The 20,576-nt window shown below is 48.9% G+C and carries 18 protein-coding genes and 1 pseudogene; all 19 read right to left on the minus strand.

The window, feature by feature from the left end:
* Positions 1 to 61: 61 nt before the first annotated feature.
* Positions 62 to 637, minus strand: coding sequence for an accessory gene regulator ArgB-like protein (locus ULO1_RS08840; protein WP_079907320.1), 576 nt, complete (start codon positions 635 to 637; stop codon positions 62 to 64).
* 3 nt (positions 638 to 640) lie between these two features.
* On the minus strand, positions 641 to 1,717 hold the full coding sequence (gene hisZ / locus ULO1_RS08845; protein WP_079907321.1) for an ATP phosphoribosyltransferase regulatory subunit: 1,077 nt from the start codon (positions 1,715 to 1,717) through the stop codon (positions 641 to 643).
* Between the two features lie 2 nt (positions 1,718 to 1,719).
* A complete protein-coding gene (locus ULO1_RS08850) occupies positions 1,720 to 2,025 on the minus strand; it encodes a YerC/YecD family TrpR-related protein (RefSeq protein WP_078665977.1) in 306 nt (101 codons plus the stop codon).
* Between the two features lie 97 nt (positions 2,026 to 2,122).
* Positions 2,123 to 2,449 carry a YnfA family protein gene (locus ULO1_RS08855; RefSeq protein WP_078665976.1) on the minus strand — a complete coding sequence of 109 codons (327 nt, stop codon included), beginning with the start codon at positions 2,447 to 2,449 and terminating at the stop codon, positions 2,123 to 2,125.
* Positions 2,450 to 2,525: 76 nt separating this feature from the next.
* Positions 2,526 to 3,767 (minus strand): ammonia-forming cytochrome c nitrite reductase subunit c552, encoded by a 1,242-nt coding sequence (locus tag ULO1_RS08860; protein WP_242947922.1) that lies wholly within the window; start codon positions 3,765 to 3,767, stop codon positions 2,526 to 2,528.
* Positions 3,768 to 3,775: 8 nt separating this feature from the next.
* Entirely contained in the window at positions 3,776 to 4,210 is a 435-nt protein-coding gene (locus tag ULO1_RS08865) for a NapC/NirT family cytochrome c (RefSeq protein ID WP_078665974.1), read from the minus strand.
* Between the two features lie 61 nt (positions 4,211 to 4,271).
* Entirely contained in the window at positions 4,272 to 7,073 is a 2,802-nt protein-coding gene (locus tag ULO1_RS08870; protein WP_079933409.1) for an S-layer homology domain-containing protein, read from the minus strand.
* 139 nt (positions 7,074 to 7,212) lie between these two features.
* Entirely contained in the window at positions 7,213 to 7,989 is a 777-nt protein-coding gene (locus ULO1_RS08875; RefSeq protein WP_078665972.1) for an AAA family ATPase, read from the minus strand.
* Positions 7,990 to 8,061: 72 nt separating this feature from the next.
* Positions 8,062 to 9,972 carry an anaerobic carbon-monoxide dehydrogenase catalytic subunit gene (cooS, locus tag ULO1_RS08880; protein ID WP_078665971.1) on the minus strand — a complete coding sequence of 637 codons (1,911 nt, stop codon included), beginning with the start codon at positions 9,970 to 9,972 and terminating at the stop codon, positions 8,062 to 8,064.
* Positions 9,973 to 9,987: 15 nt separating this feature from the next.
* On the minus strand, positions 9,988 to 10,569 hold the full coding sequence (locus ULO1_RS08885) for a 4Fe-4S dicluster domain-containing protein (RefSeq protein ID WP_079907324.1): 582 nt from the start codon (positions 10,567 to 10,569) through the stop codon (positions 9,988 to 9,990).
* A 26-nt stretch (positions 10,570 to 10,595) separates the two neighbouring features.
* Complete coding sequence (gene hypA, locus ULO1_RS08890) at positions 10,596 to 10,940, minus strand: hydrogenase maturation nickel metallochaperone HypA (RefSeq protein ID WP_078665969.1); 345 nt, start codon at positions 10,938 to 10,940, stop codon at positions 10,596 to 10,598.
* 17 nt (positions 10,941 to 10,957) lie between these two features.
* Positions 10,958 to 12,040, minus strand: a complete 1,083-nt coding sequence (locus ULO1_RS08895; RefSeq protein ID WP_078665968.1) for a nickel-dependent hydrogenase large subunit — start codon at positions 12,038 to 12,040, stop codon at positions 10,958 to 10,960.
* Entirely contained in the window at positions 12,037 to 12,579 is a 543-nt protein-coding gene (locus ULO1_RS08900; protein ID WP_078665967.1) for an NADH-quinone oxidoreductase subunit C, read from the minus strand. Before ULO1_RS08900 ends, ULO1_RS08895 begins: the two co-directional genes overlap by 4 nt.
* 17 nt (positions 12,580 to 12,596) lie before the next feature.
* A complete protein-coding gene (locus ULO1_RS08905) occupies positions 12,597 to 13,094 on the minus strand; it encodes a 4Fe-4S dicluster domain-containing protein (protein WP_078665966.1) in 498 nt (165 codons plus the stop codon).
* A 13-nt stretch (positions 13,095 to 13,107) separates the two neighbouring features.
* A complete protein-coding gene (locus ULO1_RS08910) occupies positions 13,108 to 13,539 on the minus strand; it encodes an NADH-quinone oxidoreductase subunit B family protein (protein WP_078665965.1) in 432 nt (143 codons plus the stop codon).
* A gap of 15 nt (positions 13,540 to 13,554) precedes the next feature.
* Complete coding sequence (locus ULO1_RS08915; protein ID WP_079933410.1) at positions 13,555 to 14,520, minus strand: respiratory chain complex I subunit 1 family protein; 966 nt, start codon at positions 14,518 to 14,520, stop codon at positions 13,555 to 13,557.
* Positions 14,517 to 18,341 (minus strand): proton-conducting transporter membrane subunit, encoded by a 3,825-nt coding sequence (locus ULO1_RS08920; protein ID WP_079907331.1) that lies wholly within the window; start codon positions 18,339 to 18,341, stop codon positions 14,517 to 14,519. The genes ULO1_RS08915 and ULO1_RS08920 overlap by 4 nt, the downstream gene beginning before the upstream one ends.
* Positions 18,342 to 18,519: 178 nt before the next feature.
* Entirely contained in the window at positions 18,520 to 19,314 is a 795-nt protein-coding gene (locus tag ULO1_RS08925) for an AAA family ATPase (RefSeq protein ID WP_078665962.1), read from the minus strand.
* 19 nt (positions 19,315 to 19,333) lie between these two features.
* Positions 19,334 to 20,576, minus strand: a pseudogene (locus ULO1_RS08930) (carbon monoxide dehydrogenase); the annotation flags it as partial.

The following is a 20,576-nucleotide window of genomic DNA, read 5'->3' on the forward strand; positions in this document are numbered from 1 at the left end:
GTCGCTATTTATACTCTCTAAATGGATTTTCGACAAAATATAGCAAAAATCCTGCTGGTATCTAAAAATATTTGCCCAGCCAGTGGTAAACAGGGGGCACTACCGTCAACCCCTGCCAGAACATACCTAAGGCCATCCCGGCAGTCAACCAGGCCGGTACTGCCAGCAGCCAGAATAACAGAATTGTGCTGACCCAGAAGATCAGGGTAACTAAAGCCCGCCGCCGCAGTTTCTCCGCCTGTTGCCGGCTGCCCAGCGGCTTGCTGGGGGCCGGCGCCGGTGCATAGCGCCAGATGGCAAGGGCAGCCAGCATGATCAGCACAGGCACTGCTGGCTCCAGTCTCTCTGCGGCCGTCCGGGTTAGCCAGGCCAGCAGAGCCATTACGGTAGTTCCTACCATAACGCAGCGCCAGGGGGCAGTGGCATGGCCACCTCCGGCCCACATGCGCAGGGTAACTGCTGGCAGAGTTACAGCCAGGGTTTCCCACCCGGTGTCCAGCAGCCAGGCCAGCAGGGCCAGGCCCAGAATATTACCGAGGGTAGTGGTAAGGATGGTCAAGGAGTAAAGGAGTACTTCCTCGTCCTCTGCCGATAGGCCCTGACTGGTGGCCAACCAGGCTGCCATTTTCTTGAGCATAGCTTATCCCTCCACTATCACTATCTCCCCTGCTGCCCGGCGCCTTCTGGCCTCAGCCAGCACTTCTGTCCAGTTCTTTTCCCTCCGCTGTAACCGTACCTCGGTATCCATCCCCTGTCTATTTACTCCCTGCCGTTCCAGAGCCAGGAGCAGCCGTTCATAGCCTATGGCAAAGCCAGTAGCAGGTAACGGCTGCCCGAAGCGGGCCAGCAGCCCATCATAACGGCCGCCTCCGCAAAGGGAGAAGCCCAGGCCGGGGGCAAAGCCTTCAAAAATTACACCGGTATAATAATCCAGCCCTCTGAGCAGGCTGAAGTCCAGGACAATCCGTTCCGCCAGGCCATAAGCCTCCAGGTAGTCCATGGTTTCCCCCAGCTCGGCCAGAGCCTGAGCCGCTTCCGGTCCCCTGGTCAGCTGCTCTGCCCGCACCAGCATCTCCCGGCCTCCCCGCAGGGTCAGCAGTTCCGCTCCCCGACCCAGCAGCTGTTCCGCCCGCACCAGGTCTTTTCTGGACACAGCGGCTTTCACTTCCCTCTCCTGTTCAGGAGTCAGGCCCTGTTCAGCCATCAGACCCTGCAGTAGTCCCATGTGTCCCAGATGCAGTTGAAATTCCTTTAAGCCGGCGGCCAGCAGGCTTTCAGCAGCCAGGGCCACTACTTCCCCATCAGCCCAGCCTCCCGGCAAGCCGATCAGCTCCACCCCGGCCTGGCCGTACTCCCGCCAGCGCCCTACCTGCGGTTCTACCTGGGTAAAAACCTGGCCACTGTAAAAAAGGCGCAGGGGCAAGGGCCACTGGGCCAGGCGACTGGCCGTCAGCCGGGCAATTGGAGTGGTCCAGTCCGACCGCAGGGCCAGAATATCGCCATTGCGGTCAATTAACTTGATGACTTCCCTGCCCTCATCATTTAGGCCCAGGCTGATGCTATCCCAGTATTCCAGGGTGGGAGTGGCCACCTCCCGATAACCCCAGAGGGCAAAAGTCCGGGTCATAACCTCCTCCAGCTGCCTGCGGCTGGCTCTTTCCCCCGGCAACCAGTCTCGCACTCCTGCCGGTATGCGCCAGAATTTTTCTTTCTCCATCTCTATTCCCCTTTCTCCTCGGCCAGACGGCGCAAAATCAGCTTATAACCATCAGCACCGTAATAGAGGGCCCGTTTGACCCGGCTGATAGTGGCACTGCTGGCCCCGGTCTGTTCCGCAATTTCCCCGTAAGTGGCATTGGCTTCCAGCAATCTGGCCACCTCCAGGCGCTGGGCCAGGGCCTGGATTTCCGCCACCGTACAGATATCCTCAAAAAACCGATAGCACTCCTCCCGGTTTTGCAATAACAAAATGGCGTCAAACAGCCGGTCAACCAGTGGATGTTCCAGTTTGGACCGATAGTTCATGGTCCCCCTCCTTCACTGCCTGTTCACCTGCCATTATACGCCATTCTCATCGCTTCTGCAATATATTAGTGTTTTAATTAGTTAAAGACAAGGGGGATTAACCCCGGGGTGCATAGAGGATAATACCAGCTCCTAGCAATGCTATGGCCGCACCCAGCCCATCCCAGAAATCGGGCTGTCTGCCATCAATCCCCCAGCCCCAGAGCAGCGAAAGGGCGATAAATACACCACCGTAAGCGGCGTAAACCCGCCCGAAGGAAGGAAACTCCTGCAGGGTGGGGAGAATACCGTAGAGAATGAGGATAGTCGCCCCGGCGATTCCATAGAACCAGCCCTTTTGCTCCCGCAAGGCCAGCCAGACCAGATAGCCACCCCCGATTTCCGCCAGACCGGCCAGAATAAACAGCATTGCTGCTTTAAACATCCCTTCACCTCTCTCTTGCTTGCTATCAAAATTATAAAGCCCTGACCGATGTTTGTACAGGTCAGGGCTACTTCTTTTACTTAACTTTTTTGATAGCCTGATTGGCCAGGTCAATAGCCTGTCCCAGGACTGTTAGCGCCTGGTCAGGGTTGTGGAAACCGCGGGAGTTTTCCGCTGCCACCCAGTCCCAGCGCCACTGAGCCTGCACGATCAAGCGCCGGGCGGCTTCCAGGTCAGCTGCCGGGCGTCCGGCTTTTTCAGCCGCGGCTACAGCCTGGTGAGCCTCCACCAGGGTTTGAGCTGCCCGCTGTTGCAACGCCCAGGTCCGGTCCTGAATCCGGTAAATCATTTCCTTGAACCATTCCGGTTTCTGAGCCCGGTGGCAAACGGCACAGGAGCGCTCCACATCTTTCAGGGGACTGGTCCACCAGTGAGAAGAATATTTGACTTTATTCTTATCCCGTAAATAGGGCATGTGGCAATCCACGCAGGTCACTCCCGCTTTACCGTGGATACCTGTCATATGAGTTTCGAATTCGGGATGCTGGACTTTTCGCAATTTGGCTTTGGAATCCGGGTGCTCCCAGTCGAAGAAAGGGCCCCCCTCATACTGGTCATAATATTTCTCGATTTGCTCCGGTTCCAGCCCGTTTTTCCAGGGAAATACCACTTTCTTGTTATCCTTGCGGAAATAATACTCCACATGGCACTGGCCACAGACATAATTGCGCATGGCCTGGCGGTTGGCTTTGGTAACATCAATCCCCCGTTCCTTCATAGCCTCCACAAATGGTGGCCGGGTAATGCGCAGGTTCATAGTTTCCGGGTCGTGGCAGTCAGCACAGCTGATGGGGACATTGATCTTCTTCCCTACTTCCTCAAAATCACTGGTAAAAAACTTATCCCCCATGTCGCGGATTAACTTGGGTACTTGCGCCGATTTGCAGGTCCAGCAAGAGGCACTGGGTTTTTTCCGTTTGGTGGCACGAATATCTTCCAGTGAATATACGTGTCCCCGTTCCTCGTTATAGTCGATACTGAAACCATAGCCTTTGAACAATTCCTTGATTTCCGGCTCTGTAGTAAATTTTGAGTATTTAACTGATCCGCCATATTTGGTGCGCTCCGCCAGTTTATTTTTTTGATAGGTCTCATATTCCAGGGGATAGACCTTGCCCCATTCGGAGGGATCACAGGTTTCTTCCTTGATAGCACCTTTCTTGATTTCCGGTCCCTTTGGCCCCTCCGGCCCGGCACAACCGGCAGCCCAGAGGACCAGGCCAGCTAAAACCAGCAAGATTATTCCTTTAGTGCGCATTGAAAAATTCATCCTTCTTTCACCCTTTCCAGCATTTGTCCATGCGGGGTTCCCCGGTGACAATTCCAGCATTTCTGTTCCGTATTGATTTTCTGCAATGTCCCTTTATGACAGCGAATACAATTGGCCTGAATCACTTCCTGGCTCTGAGGAGTAGCCCGCAGCACCGCCGGAAACTGTCCCGTAGTATTGCGATAAATATGCCCCAGGCCAGCCTTGCTTTTAAACCACCATTTCCGGGGCCACTCATGGGGAGCATGACAGTCATTACACCCTACTCCTTGATGGACCGAACTTGCCCAGGTGCGATATTCCCCCTGCATCAGATGACAATTGGAACAAAAGCGGGGCCTGTCCCCATAGGCAAAATTAATAGTCAATAAGAGCCCGATGATTACAACCGCCAGCAGTGTAAAAAAGGCAATGCGATAGCGATTTTCCACAGCCTTTCACCTCCTGGCATTAGTATGAGCAAAAAAAGAAGCCTCATGCACAGGCATGAAGCTAATTGCTGCCCAGAATTTTTTCTGTTTCCTGCCAGACAGTGGCCCAGACCAGAGAATTGTGGTGACTTTCCCAGTGATAATATTTCTCCGGAGTGCGCAGGAGGTAACGCTTGCGGGCCGGAATACCCTGCGCCAGAGCATTGGTATTGCCCACCACCCAGTCTCCGGCTTTTTTCAAAGCTGCTACCTCCTCGTCAGCTATTACCAGTTTTTCCGTCCAGGAATTGTACTCAGTTGCCAGCGGAATATATGGTACTCCCAGCGGCTTGCCCGTCAATGGCTGACAAATGCGCTTCAGGGGCTCTCTTTCCTGGACAACAAACAATTCACTATCCGGGGCCAGGTCATTGTAAAAACCGCTCAGCAGTGACCAGCCCCAGTGCGGGGTTCCCAGTGTGAAAAGCCCCAGCACCGGTCGCCCCCGGAACAGACTGTGCTCCACTACATAACGGGCCACCAGCCCTCCTTTACTATGGCCTAATAGCAGATAACAATAGCTTTTGCCATAGGGATGTCGCTTTTTTTCTTCAACTGGTAAGGCTGCGGCCAGACTGGCCGCCACCCTGCTGACATGTTCTGTTGAAGGATACTGATAGGCAAGTACCTGCTCCAGATTATAGCCCATTTCCCGCCAGTAACCCAGGAAACTGTCAGGAGCGATATGCTCCCTGTCTTTATACATTCCCCAGATAGTGCGGTCAGAAAATAAACCATGCAATAATACCAGAATCGGCCAGTCCGGTACCTGGGGCCTGGGATCCTCCTTGTCCGGCAAGCCATCTCCATCTGTATCCGGGAATAAAGGATTGGACTGAATATTATACCCTGGAACTGCCATCTGTGCTGTCAACCCGAAAGGTTTGGCCTGGCTGATACCCATTTCCTCTCCATCAGTTAAGCCATCCCCATCCGTATCTGCTCGCTCCGGATCGGTAAAAATAACCTGGCCGTATTGGGTCAACAGGCCCTGCCTTTCTTCCCCATCAGGCAAACCATCTCCATCCCTGTCCTCTGCCGGAGCGGGGGGATACAAAGCCAGCAGTTCCTCCCCATGCCAGTCATCCTGATACTGACCACCACCGGCTTCCGCCAGGTCCCGCAGCACTCCATGCACCCCAACGCCCAGGCCCAGGGTGTGAATCCTGATCCCACTGCTACCTGCCTTCTCGCCCAGTTCCCATAATACCTCCGGTCGGGTATTGTGTCCCTCTGTAAAAAGGACAATGGATTTTTCCGCTTGCGGGCGGCCTTCCCTGAGCATGTAATCTATCCCCGCTGCCACTGCCCCCTGCAGATCAGTATCCCCATCACTGCCGATCCCGGTCAGGGCAGTCCGGATCCTGGCCTTATCCACGGTCAGTGGTACTAATAATTCAGTTTTTTCGGTAAAGGCCATTATTGCCACTCGATCAGCAGCCCCCAATCTCTGCACCAGGTCAGCAGCCAGTTCCAGCCGGTAGCCTTCTTTATCCACTGTACCCATGGAGCCGGAAGCATCCACCAGTAACAGCACATCCCTCTCTTTCAGTTCCTCCCGGGAAACCGCCTGTCCCAGACGCCGCCTATCTACCAGATACCAGGTGCCTGCCAGCTCCACAGCTTCCACCCGGATTCGCCCATCTTCCAGTATCCGGGGTGAAAAATACTCCATCTGCCCCCGTTCTGGCCGGTAATGGGCTACCAGCAAATTGGCCGCCCCTCCAGCTGCTGCCAGTGCCAGATCTGCCTGCAAGGTGATGCTTCCCTGTCGCCTGGGGGCAGCAATAACCTCCAGGGCCGATCCTAACAGAGCAGGATTGTTTTGCAGGGCCAAACTCTCTTTGGTCCCTTTCTCCCTGACCGCCAGCGCGTAAATCGCGGGCGCCGGCAGCAAGGCTGAAATAGCCGGTTGCAGAGGCTTGTCCGCCCTGTAATAAGTCTGCGGGTAGAGTTCCTCCCCATCACTGCGTCCATTGCCATTACTATCCCGCCGCCGCGGATCAGTCTGCAGCAGAATTTCCTCCTGGTCACTGAGGCCATCGTCATCACTATCTGGTCGCAGCGGATCTAGCCCCAGTTGCCCCTCTTCTCCATCCCTTACCCCATCAAAATCACTGTCCACAAGCTGAGCATTGGTGTTCAGCCGGGCCTCCAGCCCGTCATTAAGGCCATCGCCATCCTGATCAGGAGGTGTATGGGCCGGCCAAAGGCGATCCAGCAACACCGCCACTTCGGCCCGACTGGCCGCCCGCTCCGGCTGAAAACTGCCGTCCGGATAGCCCTGGATTATGCCTGCTGTCACCAGACGCTTGATTTCCTCCTCTGCCCAGTGCCCCCGGACATCCTGTGGCAGCTTCTTATCGTCACCGCTCCCCTTTGCTGGCAGGCCCGGCAGCCGGGCCAACAAGACGGCCAGTTCGGCTCTGGTTACCTGTCTGTCAGGCTTGAAGCTGCCGTCGGGATAGCCTTTTAACAGCCCCTGAGCCTGCGCCTGTGCCAGATAAGGGGCTGCCCAGTGGCCCCGGCTGTCCCCGGGCAACACCGGCTCTTTTGCTAATGGCTGCGCCAGCACATAGCCGTTACGCAGCAGCACCACCACCAGCTCCGCCCGGCTGACCGGCCGGTTGGGCCGGAGATAAAAGCCTTCCTTTTGCCGTTCGCCGGTGAGTATCCCCCGCTCCCACTGCCGCAGCAGAACGGCTTCTGACCAGTGGCCCTTGATATCTCGCGGCATTTCTGCCGCCCAAAGCAAAGGCAGACTGTTCAGGGTCAGCAATAGCCCCAGCCAGCCTGCCAGCAGTTGCTTCAGTCTTCCGGTCAACCCTCCCGCCTCCCCTGTGATATTTTTCTCTTTTTCTCACAGGGAAGTTTATTCGGCACGATTACAGCAATTCCTTGCCAAAAATTCCAGCAAGTTTCGACATGATGGTCATATTTTTCACCTGGTATTACGGCCGACTTCAACTGTTCAATCTTGCCAGCAACTGGTCCTTGATTGACCTGATTTCCTCAACTATCGTGCCACCGATATCATAAGGAGAAACTCCTTCCAAATCAGCCTGTTTGATATCTTCACTTAAAGAAACAAAACCCAGCAGCTCAAAATCAGCCAAACTGTCTTTAATAAAGCGAATATCCGCCTCATCAGCTATTTTACTACCTATAGCAAAGACCTTTTTGATCCCAAGATCTTCAACCAATTTCCTGATCTGGTTAGCGGTCTGAATACTTCTCCGACCTGGTTCTACTACAACTAACAAAGCATCTACCGACTCAGCCGTACCCCGACCAAGATGCTCAATTCCGGCTTCCATATCCATAATTACCACTTCGTCTCTTTCAATCAGGAGATGTTTCATTAATCGCTTAAGTAAAGTATGCTCCGGACAAACACAACCGCTGCCACCCTGTTCAACAGTGCCCATAACCAGTAATTTAACACCCTGATGTTCCAGACAATATTTCTCAGGCAAATCATCCACTTTGGGGTTTAAAATGAAAAAGGAACCATAGCCCCCATTGGCTCCGGTACGTTCTTCCGCTAACTTTTTCATTTTAGAAAAGGGGGTTATTGTTTTGTAAAGCGACTCAGGTATACCCAGAGCTGAAGCAAGGTTTGCGTCCGGGTCAGCATCTACAGCTAAAACCCGATAACCTTCATCGGCAAAAAGCCTGGCTAAAACCCCGGAAATTGTAGTTTTTCCTACTCCGCCTTTACCTGTAACTGCTATTTTCATAGTTAACCTTCCTCTCTATCAGAACAGGATTAGAGCTCCAAAGAGCCCTAATCCTGTCCCATTAACCAAAATTTAAATCCCTAAACCCTTACGTCTTTCCTTAATAGCGGCAACTAGTTTAGCAGCGGCTTGTTCTGGATCGGTTTCTACTATAAAGTAGCCACCCAGCAACTCTTTTGCTTTTTCAGTTAAAAATTCAGCCACTACCGGGGAACCCATAATCTGGGGTACTATTCCAATATGGGTTGGTATTCCCAGAGTAACTGCCCAGGTCCCAATAGCTACTGCCTTCTCCGACATAAACTCAGGAGCAGAGGCGACAAGAGGCAGTTTATCTAAATCCACTCCCAGCTTGTTAGCTATAGCTACGGCTACATTAACGGCCCTGGAATTATCTACACAAGATCCCATATGCAGTACTAAAGGCAAAGGTCCGTTTAATCCGGCTGCCTTGCCAATAGCAGTGAGTACAGCTTTCAAGGATTCACCGGCATAAGCCTCGGTTGCCTCCTGAGTCATTAAACCGGTTTTAGCAAAGGTACCGGCTCCACAACCAGTAGCCAGCATCAGGACGTTATTTTTCGCCAGCTCTTTCGCAATGGTGATAAAGTTATTGTCCTGGATCGCCTTAGGATTGTTACATCCTGCAAACAACGCAATTCCTTGAATATTACCGTTAACGATATTATCTATCAATGGCTTTAACGGGTCTTTGGCATCTAGCTTGCTTAAGGCCGCTAGAATTGCCTCGGCACTGAAACCGGCAATGGCTGTTTGCTTGTAGTCAGGAATGTTGACCTTGCGCTTATCCCGTCTTTTAAAGGCCTCAATTGCCACTTCTACGATTTTCCTGGCGCTTTCCACAGCCGATTCTTCCCGAAACTCTATGTGAGTGGCGCCAGTGATTTTATTTACAGGCATAGTGGTGATTACTTCAGTATGGAAACACTCCGCTACACTGGTAAGAGCAGGCATAATGCACTGCACATCTACGACCATCGCATCTACAGCGCCTGTAACTATGGCCATTTCCTGGGATAGATAGTTAGTAGCCAGCGGAATCCCCCGTCGCATCATCACCTCATTACCCGTACAACAAATACCCACTATGTTAATACCGTCTTTGGCCCCGGCTTTCTTGGCTTCTTCATTCATTTTCAACGCGACATCACAAATAATTTCACTAAGTAACGGGTTATGACCGTGAACCGCAATGTTAACAGCATCTTCCTTCAGCACGCCAAGGTTGGCCTGAGTAACTACCGGTTCAGGGGTACCAAATAGGACATCAGACAGCTCAGTTGACAAACACATACCGGTATAATCAGCCAGTGCTCCCTTTAATCCGCCGAGCAAAATGTTGGCTGCATCGGCATCACAACCCACATGAGTTCGGGCCATAATCTCAGCGATAACAGCATCAATGTTATGGGGCATAACCTCCAGATCTACCAGTTTTTCCACCCGTTCAGCTGTCATGGTCACTTTGGCCCAGTTACAGGGTATGCTGCGCTTTTGCCGCGAATAATCATCCAGGGAAGCCTGAGCCACTTCTTTTGCTATTTGCCGTATATCTTTGCCTGCCGGTGCCAGGTTTAATTTTTCCGCTATATTTCTTAACTTTTGCTCGTCTTTAATCCGGTACGCAGGTGCATGGCCTTCGCCAACTTCTAATAAAGTTAAGGCGATGTGGCGACCGTGATCGGAATGGGAAGCAGCACCTGCAGCCATCATTCTAGCCAGGTTGCGTGCCACTATGGTGTGGGCATCAGCCCCACAAACACCTCTCTGGGGACCATTGCCAAAAGGATCGATACGACACGGTCCCTTCCAGCAAATGCGGCAGCAGACGCCCAGCTCTCCGAAACCACATTGGGGCTTCATAACTGCAAAACGATCCCAAACAGTTTCAACTCCCGCCTTTTTTGCTAAAGGTAGCAAATAGTTGACAGCAGGATCTATGGTATTTTTCATCTTACTCATAATCTCTCCCCCTGCTTATTTCCGCATTAGGCCATGGTTCTTTGAATGAGCATGAGCCCTTACCAGTTCCTTTCCTCTGTCTTCAATAAGTTTCTTACGATAACTTTCGTAATCTACCAGCATGATTGCTTTGGTAGGACAGGCCTCTACACAGGCGCAGGTAAATTCATCGCTATCCTGCGTCCTGCTAAAACAAAGATCACATTTCCTGGCTTTACCTTTTTGGGTTCTGTGAGTACCTTCATCTGTTATGTCTTTAGCTACAATAATAGCTCCAAAGGGGCAAACCATAGTGCACACTTTACAGCCAATACAATTACTTTCATTAATTTTAACAAACCTATCCTCTTCGTAGATTGCTCCGGTAGGGCAGGCGTGGGCACAAGGCGCGTCTTCACATTGTCTGCATTGAATGGGCATAACCATGTCCTCAACTTGAACCACCGAGTTTCTTGGCTGTAATTGCAAGCCCTGGGTTACGGCAGTTTGTAGATCACAACCTGCATGAGCCACAGCACAGGCAATCTCACAATTCTTGCAACCCAGACACTTTTGGGGATCGGCGTAAATAAAGAAATTCTCTTTAGCTCTCGCCATCGAGGTTCACCTCCTTTCCGTTTGAGCTATTTTTCTACTTCCAGGTCCTCAATGTACAACTCCCTTCCGGCAACGATCTCTACAAATCTGCTCTCACATTGCGGGCACTGGAAATTGTAATTGGAAACCCGGAACACACTGGTACACTGCCGACATTTTCCCTGCAGGGGCACCCGCTCAATAACCAGCTCCGCGCCCTCGACAACGGTGTTTTGAGCATAAGCCTCAAAACAGGCAGTTAAAGTCAGATCTTCCACCGCTGTCATCTCGCCAACCTTAAGTTTCACTTTTAAGACTTTTCTAATTTGATGCTCTTTTACCTTGACATTGATAATCTGGAAAAGACTATCCACTATCGCCATCTCATGCATGGCGCCGCATCCTTTCATTATCTTTCGGTACAGGAGATACAGGGATCAATACTGCAAATAATAAGCGATATGTCAGAGACCTTATTTCCTGGCATCATCACATTGAGCGCTTCCCAGTTCATATAAGTAGGCACCCGCCATTTAATCCGTTCCGGCATATCAGAGCCGTTTGTGCGGAGATAATAAATCAATTCTCCCCGCGGCGCTTCTGACTTGGCTACAGCTTCCCCGGCAGGTATCTCCGGCAAATAATCTATACAAGTTGGACCGTCAGGCAATTCTTTTAGACATTGTTCCATGATATTGATAGCTTCCTGAATTTCCCTCAACCTGACTATGGCTCTTGCTCTAACATCACAACCATTCTCGACAGCAACATTAAATTTAATCTTGTCATAAGCAGCATAAGGACTCTTGACCCGCACATCATAATCTATCCCGGACCCTCTGGCTACAGGACCAACCACGCCATAGCGAATGGCTTCCTCTTTAGGTAAAATCCCTACTCCTTCAGTCCGAGCGCGCACAAACTTATTGTTCATATAGATGTCAATAATTTCTTCCAGTGGCTTTTTCAACTTATCTAATTGCTGCTTCAGATATTTAATCTTTTCATCGGAGAGGTCATATTTTACGCCGCCAATGCAATTTGCGGCCAAATCCATCCGATTGCCATAAACAGTCTCTTTAGCATCCTGGACTATCTCCCGTAACTCCATGACATGCATAAATAATGAATCAAAGCCTATGATATGAGCCAGCATAGCAGCATTAAACAAGTTAGAAGCTATTCTCTTTATTTCATCAGCAATAACCCTTAGATATTCAGCTCTTTCCGGAATTTTGATACCGGCAATTTTTTCAAGGGCCATACAGTAGGTAAAGGGATGGTTGTTGGAACAGAGGGAACAAACACGTTCAATTAAAGTTAGATTTTGGTAAATATTTCGCTTCATTACCAAATATTCCATACCGCGATGCACATGCCCTGCCGTTATATCCAGGCCCACGATAGTCTCTCCTTCAACCTGTACCCGGAAATACATCGGTTCTTCCAGCGCCACATGCAGCGGGCCTACGGGGATTGTATAAGTGCTCATTTAATATCCCCCTCCTGGGAAATAGCTGCAAGGACCTTTTCCCACAAAGTTTTACTGGTTGCTCCATTCATAGCAACTGATAAAGGAATCAATTTATCCATTATTCCTTCATCAATAGTTTCATCGAGGAACAATCTCCTGGGATTGGGATGGCCGACCACTTCAATACCATATAATTCTTGCAATTCGCGTTCCGTCCAATCAGCACTTTTTAATATCGGAGTAATGGAATTGACTTTACCACTATCACGGGGTATTTCAATCGTAACTGTACAAGTACAACCATCCAGATCAAAATGGTAGGCGATTTCATGCCCATCTCTCTGTTGAGCATCTTTAGTTTTATAAGCTGTAATAGTAATTACCCGGCCGCCCAGGCTTGCCACTATCAAAGCCACGTTTGTAATATGGCGGTGGTCACGGAGCCTGCACCAACCAGTAACCACTCCCTTAGAATCTGTTTCCCAGCGCAAGGAGAATCCATCACCCACTACCCGGGCTAATTTTTCTGCAAATTCCTCCTGAATATCCCGCTTCATCCTGTTTCCTCCTCTTCTCAGCGAAGGGCCCGTTCCTGGCGGCATTTGGGGCATAAATGCCTTAATTTTTCAATATCCGTGTTAACTTGTTCAAAAGCTACATTAAATAGCTCAGGGGCTATCGGCACCATCGGTGTATCACACCGGGCACAATTTACATATTTAATGAAGCCTTTTTCCACATATCTGTATTTGTCCTCTTGCCTGTGAGTTGTATGATAATCTTCAGTTAAGCGAATTGCTTTAGTAGGGCAGTAATGTTCGCAAAGGCCGCAAAAGGTACATGTATTATGCCAGAGTATGAACTCCAGGCCGCTTTTATCGGCCACTTCCCTGATTTGGATTGCTCCCCCTGCGCAAACGTACTCACACATTCTACAGGCCACACAGGCCCTGGCATTATACTGGGCTTTACCTCTCAGTCCCTTGGGAACAAAAGTTTCACCAAAGGGATAAGGGTCAGTAGACGGTTTCTTGAACAAATTGCGAATAGCTATTTTTAAAAAAGAAGCCATGGGTGACTCTCCTTTACAGCCTGGTTTCCCAAATTTTGATGGCTTCAACTATCCCATCAATAATCGCCTGGGGTCTGGGAGGACAGCCAGGCACATTTACATCTACCGGAATAAAGTTGTCAATCGGCCCGGCAATAGCATAACTGTCTCTAAACACTCCTCCAGATATCGGACACACACCGATAGCTACCGTCACTTTAGGGTCAGGAATTTCATCGTAAAGACGCAAAACCTTTTCCTTAACCCGGGCAGTAAGAGGTCCGGTAATCAACACGATGTCAGCATGCTTTGGGCTCCCACAATACTTACAGCCCAGGCGCTCAACATCATAACGGGGAATGCATGCCGTGGTTGCCAGTTCCACATCACAGCCATTACAGGATCCTGCATTTATGCGGTACAACCACGGTGATTTTCTGGCAACTTTTCGCATTAGTTCTTTCATCCTGCCACCTCCCTGTCATCTTTGTAACAATGTTAATACCAGGCTGATTAATGCCAGTGCGGTAGGATACTTCAGATAAAATTTAAAGGCCTGGTCGATTCGAACCCTTCCTGTAATGGCACGCACAACGGTAATGGATATTACCATTAAAATTAAACATTTTAAGATATACCACAACAGGTTAAGCAACATGTTTTCACCCAGAGGTGTCGGAAAAAAGAGGGCTATGGCTAAACCCAGTACCACAACCATTTTTAAGGAACTTGTTAGTTTAAATAAAGCCAAAGAAGTGCCGGAATATTCCAGAAGCGGACCTTCGACAATTTCAGTTTCTGCTTCGGGGATATCAAAGGGAACTACCCCCATGTTACCTGGAATGAAAACCAGAAAAGCCAGTAAAGCCGGTAACATGGTGTAATCAAAAAGTAATGCCCCGTTTTCCAGCTGGTACCTTACAATTTCACTTAAAGAGAAGGTAGCAATTCCACCTGTTGCCAATCCAACTTTCAACGCAACGGTTACCAGTACTACCAGTAACGGCAGTTCATAGGACATCATCATGACCATTTCCCTGGAAAAACCTACAGCTCCAAAGGGTGAGCTGGAAGCAGAGCCACCGACCATCAAAGCAATGGCAGGTAATGCCAGCAAATAAAGCACAACCAGCAAATCTCCCGAAAACTCAAGACCCTTGTATACGCCAGCAATAGGTATCAAGGTAACGGCCACCATCATCCCGGCAAACCCCAGCAATGGCGCTAACCTGAATGCCTGCAGATGCGCAGTCTCCGGCACAACTATCTCCTTCCCGGTTAGTTTGACCAGGTCAATAAAGGGCTGGAAAATAGGGGGGCCAACCCGCCTCTGTATTCGGGCAACAATCTTACGGTCAATTCCCATAAGGAACAAGCCAACGACTATAGCAAACAAACCCCCGGGAAAGAGCAACAAATTAAAGATTAGTTGTACAACATCCGTCACAATTCCACCCCCTTACCCAGACCGGTAATCCGGTATAAAACTTTAATGCACTGTTTAACCAGGCCTTTGGGCGATTCATAAAGATTATGGGAATTAACATGCACTTCTTCGGCTGTTAAATCAGTTACTCCACAAGTATAGATTTTTGTATATCTGATTTTCCCGTTGCCAATAAAGTAGACACTTACACCTGCAATGAAGGCTATTGCCAATACTGCAGCGATAACTCCGGCGTTCCACGCCCCCAGCCCGGAATCAATCCCAAAGAGCGAAGCTGAAACCGGGGTTAGACCCAACCAGCTTTCGATGGCCGCAATGGTAGTAAGTGGTATACCAGGGAAAACCCCAAAAACTACACACAAAACAGCCAGAATTACCATAGGAATTTGCATTGTCCACGGTGCTTCAGTTACATTCTCTAACTCCTTCGGTAATTGTCCGAAAAAGGCAGAATGTAAAAATTTAAGAAAAGAAGCTAAGGTTAAAACACTTGCTAACAAGGAGAATATCGCTAAAAACACATATCCTTTCTCCATGGCAGCTTCATAGATTATCCATTTAGAGGTAAAACCATTAAAAGGCGGAATGCCAGCAATAGAAAATGCCCCAATCGCAAAGGCCCCCAGAGTTACCGGCATTTTCCTGCCAATTCCTCCTAACTTGTCCAGGTTTTCAATACCGGTTTTCACCATAATGGCACCGGCAACTAAGAACAGCAGGTTCTTAAACAGCATATGGTTAACTAAATGCAATAATCCTCCAGCCATACCTAAAGAAGAGCCCAGGCTGACTCCTAAGATGATATAACCCATTTGGCTTACCGTATGATAAATAAGCAGGCGTTTCATACCACTTTGCAGCAGAGCCAGTGCCGCAGCCATTAAGATTGTTAAGCCGCTTACCCAGGCAACTATATACATCAGGCTCGGCATCCCGCCTGCCAGGCCTAACTTGCTTATAAGAGAAATGCCTCCAAATACATAAAATAATTTAACCATCCCAAAAGGCGCACTTTTTAACAGCACAGAAGAAATATAGCCACTGACCGGTGTTGGTGCTGTTGGTGGATGCATTTGATAATCGATGCGGAAAGGTAACATAGCAGCTTTCATGGCGAAGCCGATCAACATCAAGATTAAACCAAAAGCCACCAGACCTGTCGGCAAGGCACTTAACCGCCCGGCCAGCTCACTCATCTCAAAGGTGCCTGTGCTAGCTGTTAATACTAATAGTCCCAAAAACATCAAACTGGCTCCAGCATAATTAAAAATAAAGTATTTGAATCCTTCTTGTAATGCCTCCCTGGTTTCCTCATGAATAATCACAAAGTACAGAGTCCAGCTGCTCATGATTTCCCAGAAAGCAAAGAAACTGAAGAGGTCTTTGCTCACCGCCACACCCAGAAGGCCGCCAATCATTAAAAGGAAGAACGCATAAAAGCGATTCTGGGCGTGTCCGTGATCCATATAACCCAGTGAGTAGAATAAATTTACAACCCCAATAAAAGCGATAAGTAAAGCAAAACTCCGGGAAAAAATGTCATGACCAGAAGAGACAGTTAAAACTGTTATCAATGTTGCCACCATTGTCGCAACTGCTAACCAGCCGCTGACCCTGGCCGAACGTCTGCCTAAAAGGTAAGTAACCAGAGCGCCTACCATCGGAATTACTGCCATCAGGGGCCAGGCGATGGTAACATCAGGTATAGCAGTTGTAGCCATATGTCCTTTGGCTGCAATCATATCGACCACCGGCTTAACTAAAGCCAGGCCCGCTTGCGGATACAAGCCATTAAACACAGTCAAACCCGTTAGGATCCCAACTGGAATCAACATGGTAATAGGAGCTTCCTTAACAGCAGGACCCTCGTACTTTTCAAAGAAAATAACCCTAACCAGTTTCAGGTAATAAAAAGCGCCAATAATACTGCCCAGAAGGATTAAACCCGCCACTGCCAGATGGCCGGATTGTACACTGGCGTAAAGCATTAAAAATTTACTGATAAAGCCGTTGAAAGGTGGCAAGCCCATGATAGCTAAAATGCCAATACTAAAACACAAAGACGTTACCGGCATTACCCGGCCGATACCCTTGAACTTAGAGATTTCCTGACTCTTCAAGCGATAAATTAAAGCACCCACCGCCAGGAACAGGAGGTTTTTCATAATAGCATGATTCAAAACGTGATAAAGAGCACCAACCAGGCTCAAATAAGTGCCTATTCCCAGCGTGACTGCTATCTCGCCCACCTGGGCCATAGTGGAATAAGCCAGCATTTTTTTAATGTCGGTCTGCCGGAGGGCCATAATTTCACCGTACAAAAGGGTCAGGGCCCCAAGCATGGAGATTATAAATCCAATGGTAGAAAATTGACCGGTAGTGCCCAGCTCAGTCAGCAAACCTGCCCCAAAAACAACAAAGAGAATACGTACCAGTCCGTAAATACCGGTTTTGGTCAAAATCCCTGACATCGGTGCTGAAATAGACGAAGGTGCTACAGGGTGAGCATCAGGCAACCAGCTATGCAGCGGTACCAGGCCTGTTTTGACACCAAAACCGATTATAAACATTCCCAAAACTGCAAGCATAAGGCTTGGAGTTAACTCAGGTAAGTTTGCGGAAATCGCCGCCATATCGAAGGTTCCAAGCTTTACATGCAAAGTTAAAATTGCAAAATGCATAATATAAGCACCGGAAGTACACATGATAAAATATTTGAAACCGGCCCGCAGCGCCTTTTCAGTTTGTTCCTGAATAACCAAAAAGTAAGAAGTCCAGGTCATTAATTCCCAGTAAACGTAAAAATTCCCCAGGTGCTTGCTGGTTGTCAAACCAAGCAAAGTGCCGATCATTAAAAATAAGAAGAAAAAGTAGCGATTTGTGTGCGGCTTATCCTTAAAATAACCGATAGAGTAAAGCGTAACTAAGAAGCCAATAAAAGCCATAATCAGGGCGAAAAATCTGGATAGACTGTCAAAATCGCCACCCTGCCAGGTCAAGTATACCGTTGTACCGGTAAGGGCGACCGCCAGGATATTGCGCAAAACCGCTGAAAAACGCCCGACCAGATAAACAATAAATCCGCCCACATAGGGAACGAGCACCAAAATGGACCAGGGTGATTCAAAGGCAGGTAGTTGCGCTGATTTCCCTAATAATACAGCAGTCATATACTCAACACTATGAATAAAAGGCTCCGGTAACAAGCCCATTAAAGCGGTGAGCCCACTCAGGACCAGCATAGCTGCCAGCAAAACCGGGGAAGCTTCTCTAACTTTTTCTGTACTGGCCCCTGACTGTGCAGGTTGCTCGAAACACAGTTTCTGAAAGATGAGAAGGAAGTAGATTGCCTCAAGGATACTTCCTAATGTGGCGATAGCGGCATAAAACCAGTGACCGCTTGCAATGGCCGCATAAATTATTAAAAATTTACTAATAGAACCTTTAAAGGGTGATAAGCCCATGACCGAGAACAGGCCAAAACCGAACAAGGTTGCTGTAACCGGCATGGCCTTACCTATACCCTTGAGCTTTTCAATACTGTCAGATCGTTCTCGTGCAATTAGCGCTGCCGCAGCAACAAAGACCAATGCCCGCATTACTATTTGATATTCCAGATGCAACAGAGCTCCCGATGTACCTTCATAAGTACCAAGACCAAGTCCCAGCAGAACATATCCGATTTCTGCAATACTGGAGATAGTCAGTAATCGGATTAAGTTTTTCATCTGCTTCAGCGCAATCAGTTCGCCAGCCAGAATAACGATTGCACCAAACAAAGCTAGCACAGATGACTCACTGAATAGAGAACCAAAATTCACATCTTCTGCCTCCTTCCCAAAGCCTTTACTTAAAATCGTGTGGTTTTTCACTTTCAGTATATCAATGTCACCCCATTATTTCTGTCGCTAAGATGACACAAAGAAAAAAAGGCTCTAAAGGCGTCTGAATGGTCGGCTTTTAACGACCATTACATCAGCACTTTAGGGCCGCGTAAAGTTACACTCTTCCCAGCTCTTCCAACAAGCGATTTTTAATTTCATATGCTTTTGCCACGATTTCGGGAGCTTGCTTCACTACACTTAAACCAGACAAATCAGCAGCAATTACTGCCTGGTCATAAGGTATAAATCCTAAAATCGGCATAAAATCCAAATCTCGCCGAATTATTGCCTCATCTTCCGGACGTACCTTGTTGGCCACTGCAAAAACCCTGGTGACTCCCAGGTCCCGAGCCAGAGCTACTATTGCTTGTGCTGTCTGGAAACTTCGTTTACCAGGTTCAACTACAACAATAAAAGCATCTACCCCCGCAGCCGTACCACGTCCTAAATGCTCCAAACCGGCTTCCATATCAACTACTACAGTATCCTCAGCCTTTAATACCAAATGACGTAGAAGATGTTTAAGCAAAACACTCTCCGGACAGGCACACCCTGAACCCCCTTTAGCTACTTTACCCATTTGCATTAACCGTATGCCGTCATACTCTACTATATATTTTTCAGGAATATCCTCAACCCGGGGATTAAGGGTAAAAAACTGACCCGATGTGCCCGGTTCGGCTCCGGTACGCTCCTTGATTAGCTCTTTATCCTCAGAGATTGCAGTCAAATTTTTTAAAATCTCTGGCGGAAATCCTAAAGCTGTGCCTAAATTAGCATCAGGGTCCGCATCCACAGCCAGTACCCGCTTCTCCTCGCGGGCAAAAATATGACAGAGAAGGGCGGACAGGGTGGTTTTCCCCACCCCGCCCTTACCGGAAATAGCAATTTTAAGCCCTTTTTCAGACACCGGTATCAACTCCTGACATTTAAGTTATATCCGGGCAGGGTAACCCTAAGGCTTTGCGTTTTTGTATGATTCTCTCTAAAATTAGGTGTGCGGCCTTGATCGGATCCTCTTCATAGATTAGTTTTCCCCCGAAGAGACCATCCATAGTCAGAGCATGCCGGTCTTTGTCTCCCATCAAAATATTGCTGACCAGCTCTGATCCGGCAATGGGAGGCTGAATCCCTACATGCACATCAATTCCCTGGGCCAGGAAATAGGAGCCAATGGCTAAAGCTTTGGGGCTTTGCACTTCCGGGCTTGATCCGGCAACAGGCAGATCCCTTGCTTCAACTCCAAGATAGTTGGCCAGCGTCATTACCAGGTCATCTACCCGGGAATTATCAACACAACTACCCATATGCAGAACGGGCGGCAGAGTTTCCAGGCCGTTGGCCTTTCCAATAACCTTTAACACCTGCTGTAATCCTTCACCGCAATACTCCAGCCCCCGGGGTGACATCAAGGAAAATTTGGCCAGGGAGTGGGCCGAACAACCTGTTGCTACAATCAGCACATTATGTTTCAACAGCTCTTTGGCTACTTCGACATTGGCCCAGTCCTGCTTGATTCGAGGATTGGTACAACCTACCAGGGCCACTACGCCCAGAATGTTTCCAGATTTGATGTTTTCCACCAGAGGTTGCAGAGGGTCTTCCTGGTTCACCTTTTTCAGCGCCTCTAAAATCTGCTCCGTCGAAAATCCGGCATAAGCCTCTACTTTATCCTGAGGTATTTTTATTTTCGCGGGGTCCCGTTTGGTGAAGTTAGCTATGGCTTTGCGAATAATCGTTTGTGCTGCCTCATCAGCATTTTCCGGGGTAAATTCTACATGAGTAGCCCCCGGGATTTTAACACTGGGTAAAGTAGTAATAATTTCTGTATGATAACATTTTGCCACCCTGGGTAAGCTGGGCATAATACACTGAATATCTACCACCATGGCTTCTACCGCACCTGTAACAATCGGCATTTCTTGACTGGAGAAGTTGGTTGCCACAGGCACACCCCGGCGCATCAATATTTCATTTCCTGTACAGCAGACCCCGAAAATATTAATCCCTTTTGCTCCAACCGCCCTGGCCTCATTTTCCAGTTTTTCCGCCCATTCCACTATTTTTTCAGAAAGCATGGGTATATGGCCGTTTACGGAAATATTAACCATATCTTCTTTAATTACCCCTAGCCGGTATTCAGACTTGACCACAGCCGGGACACCAAACAGT

It is taken from the genome of Carboxydocella sp. ULO1 (assembly GCF_002049255.1).
Lineage (GTDB): Bacteria > Bacillota.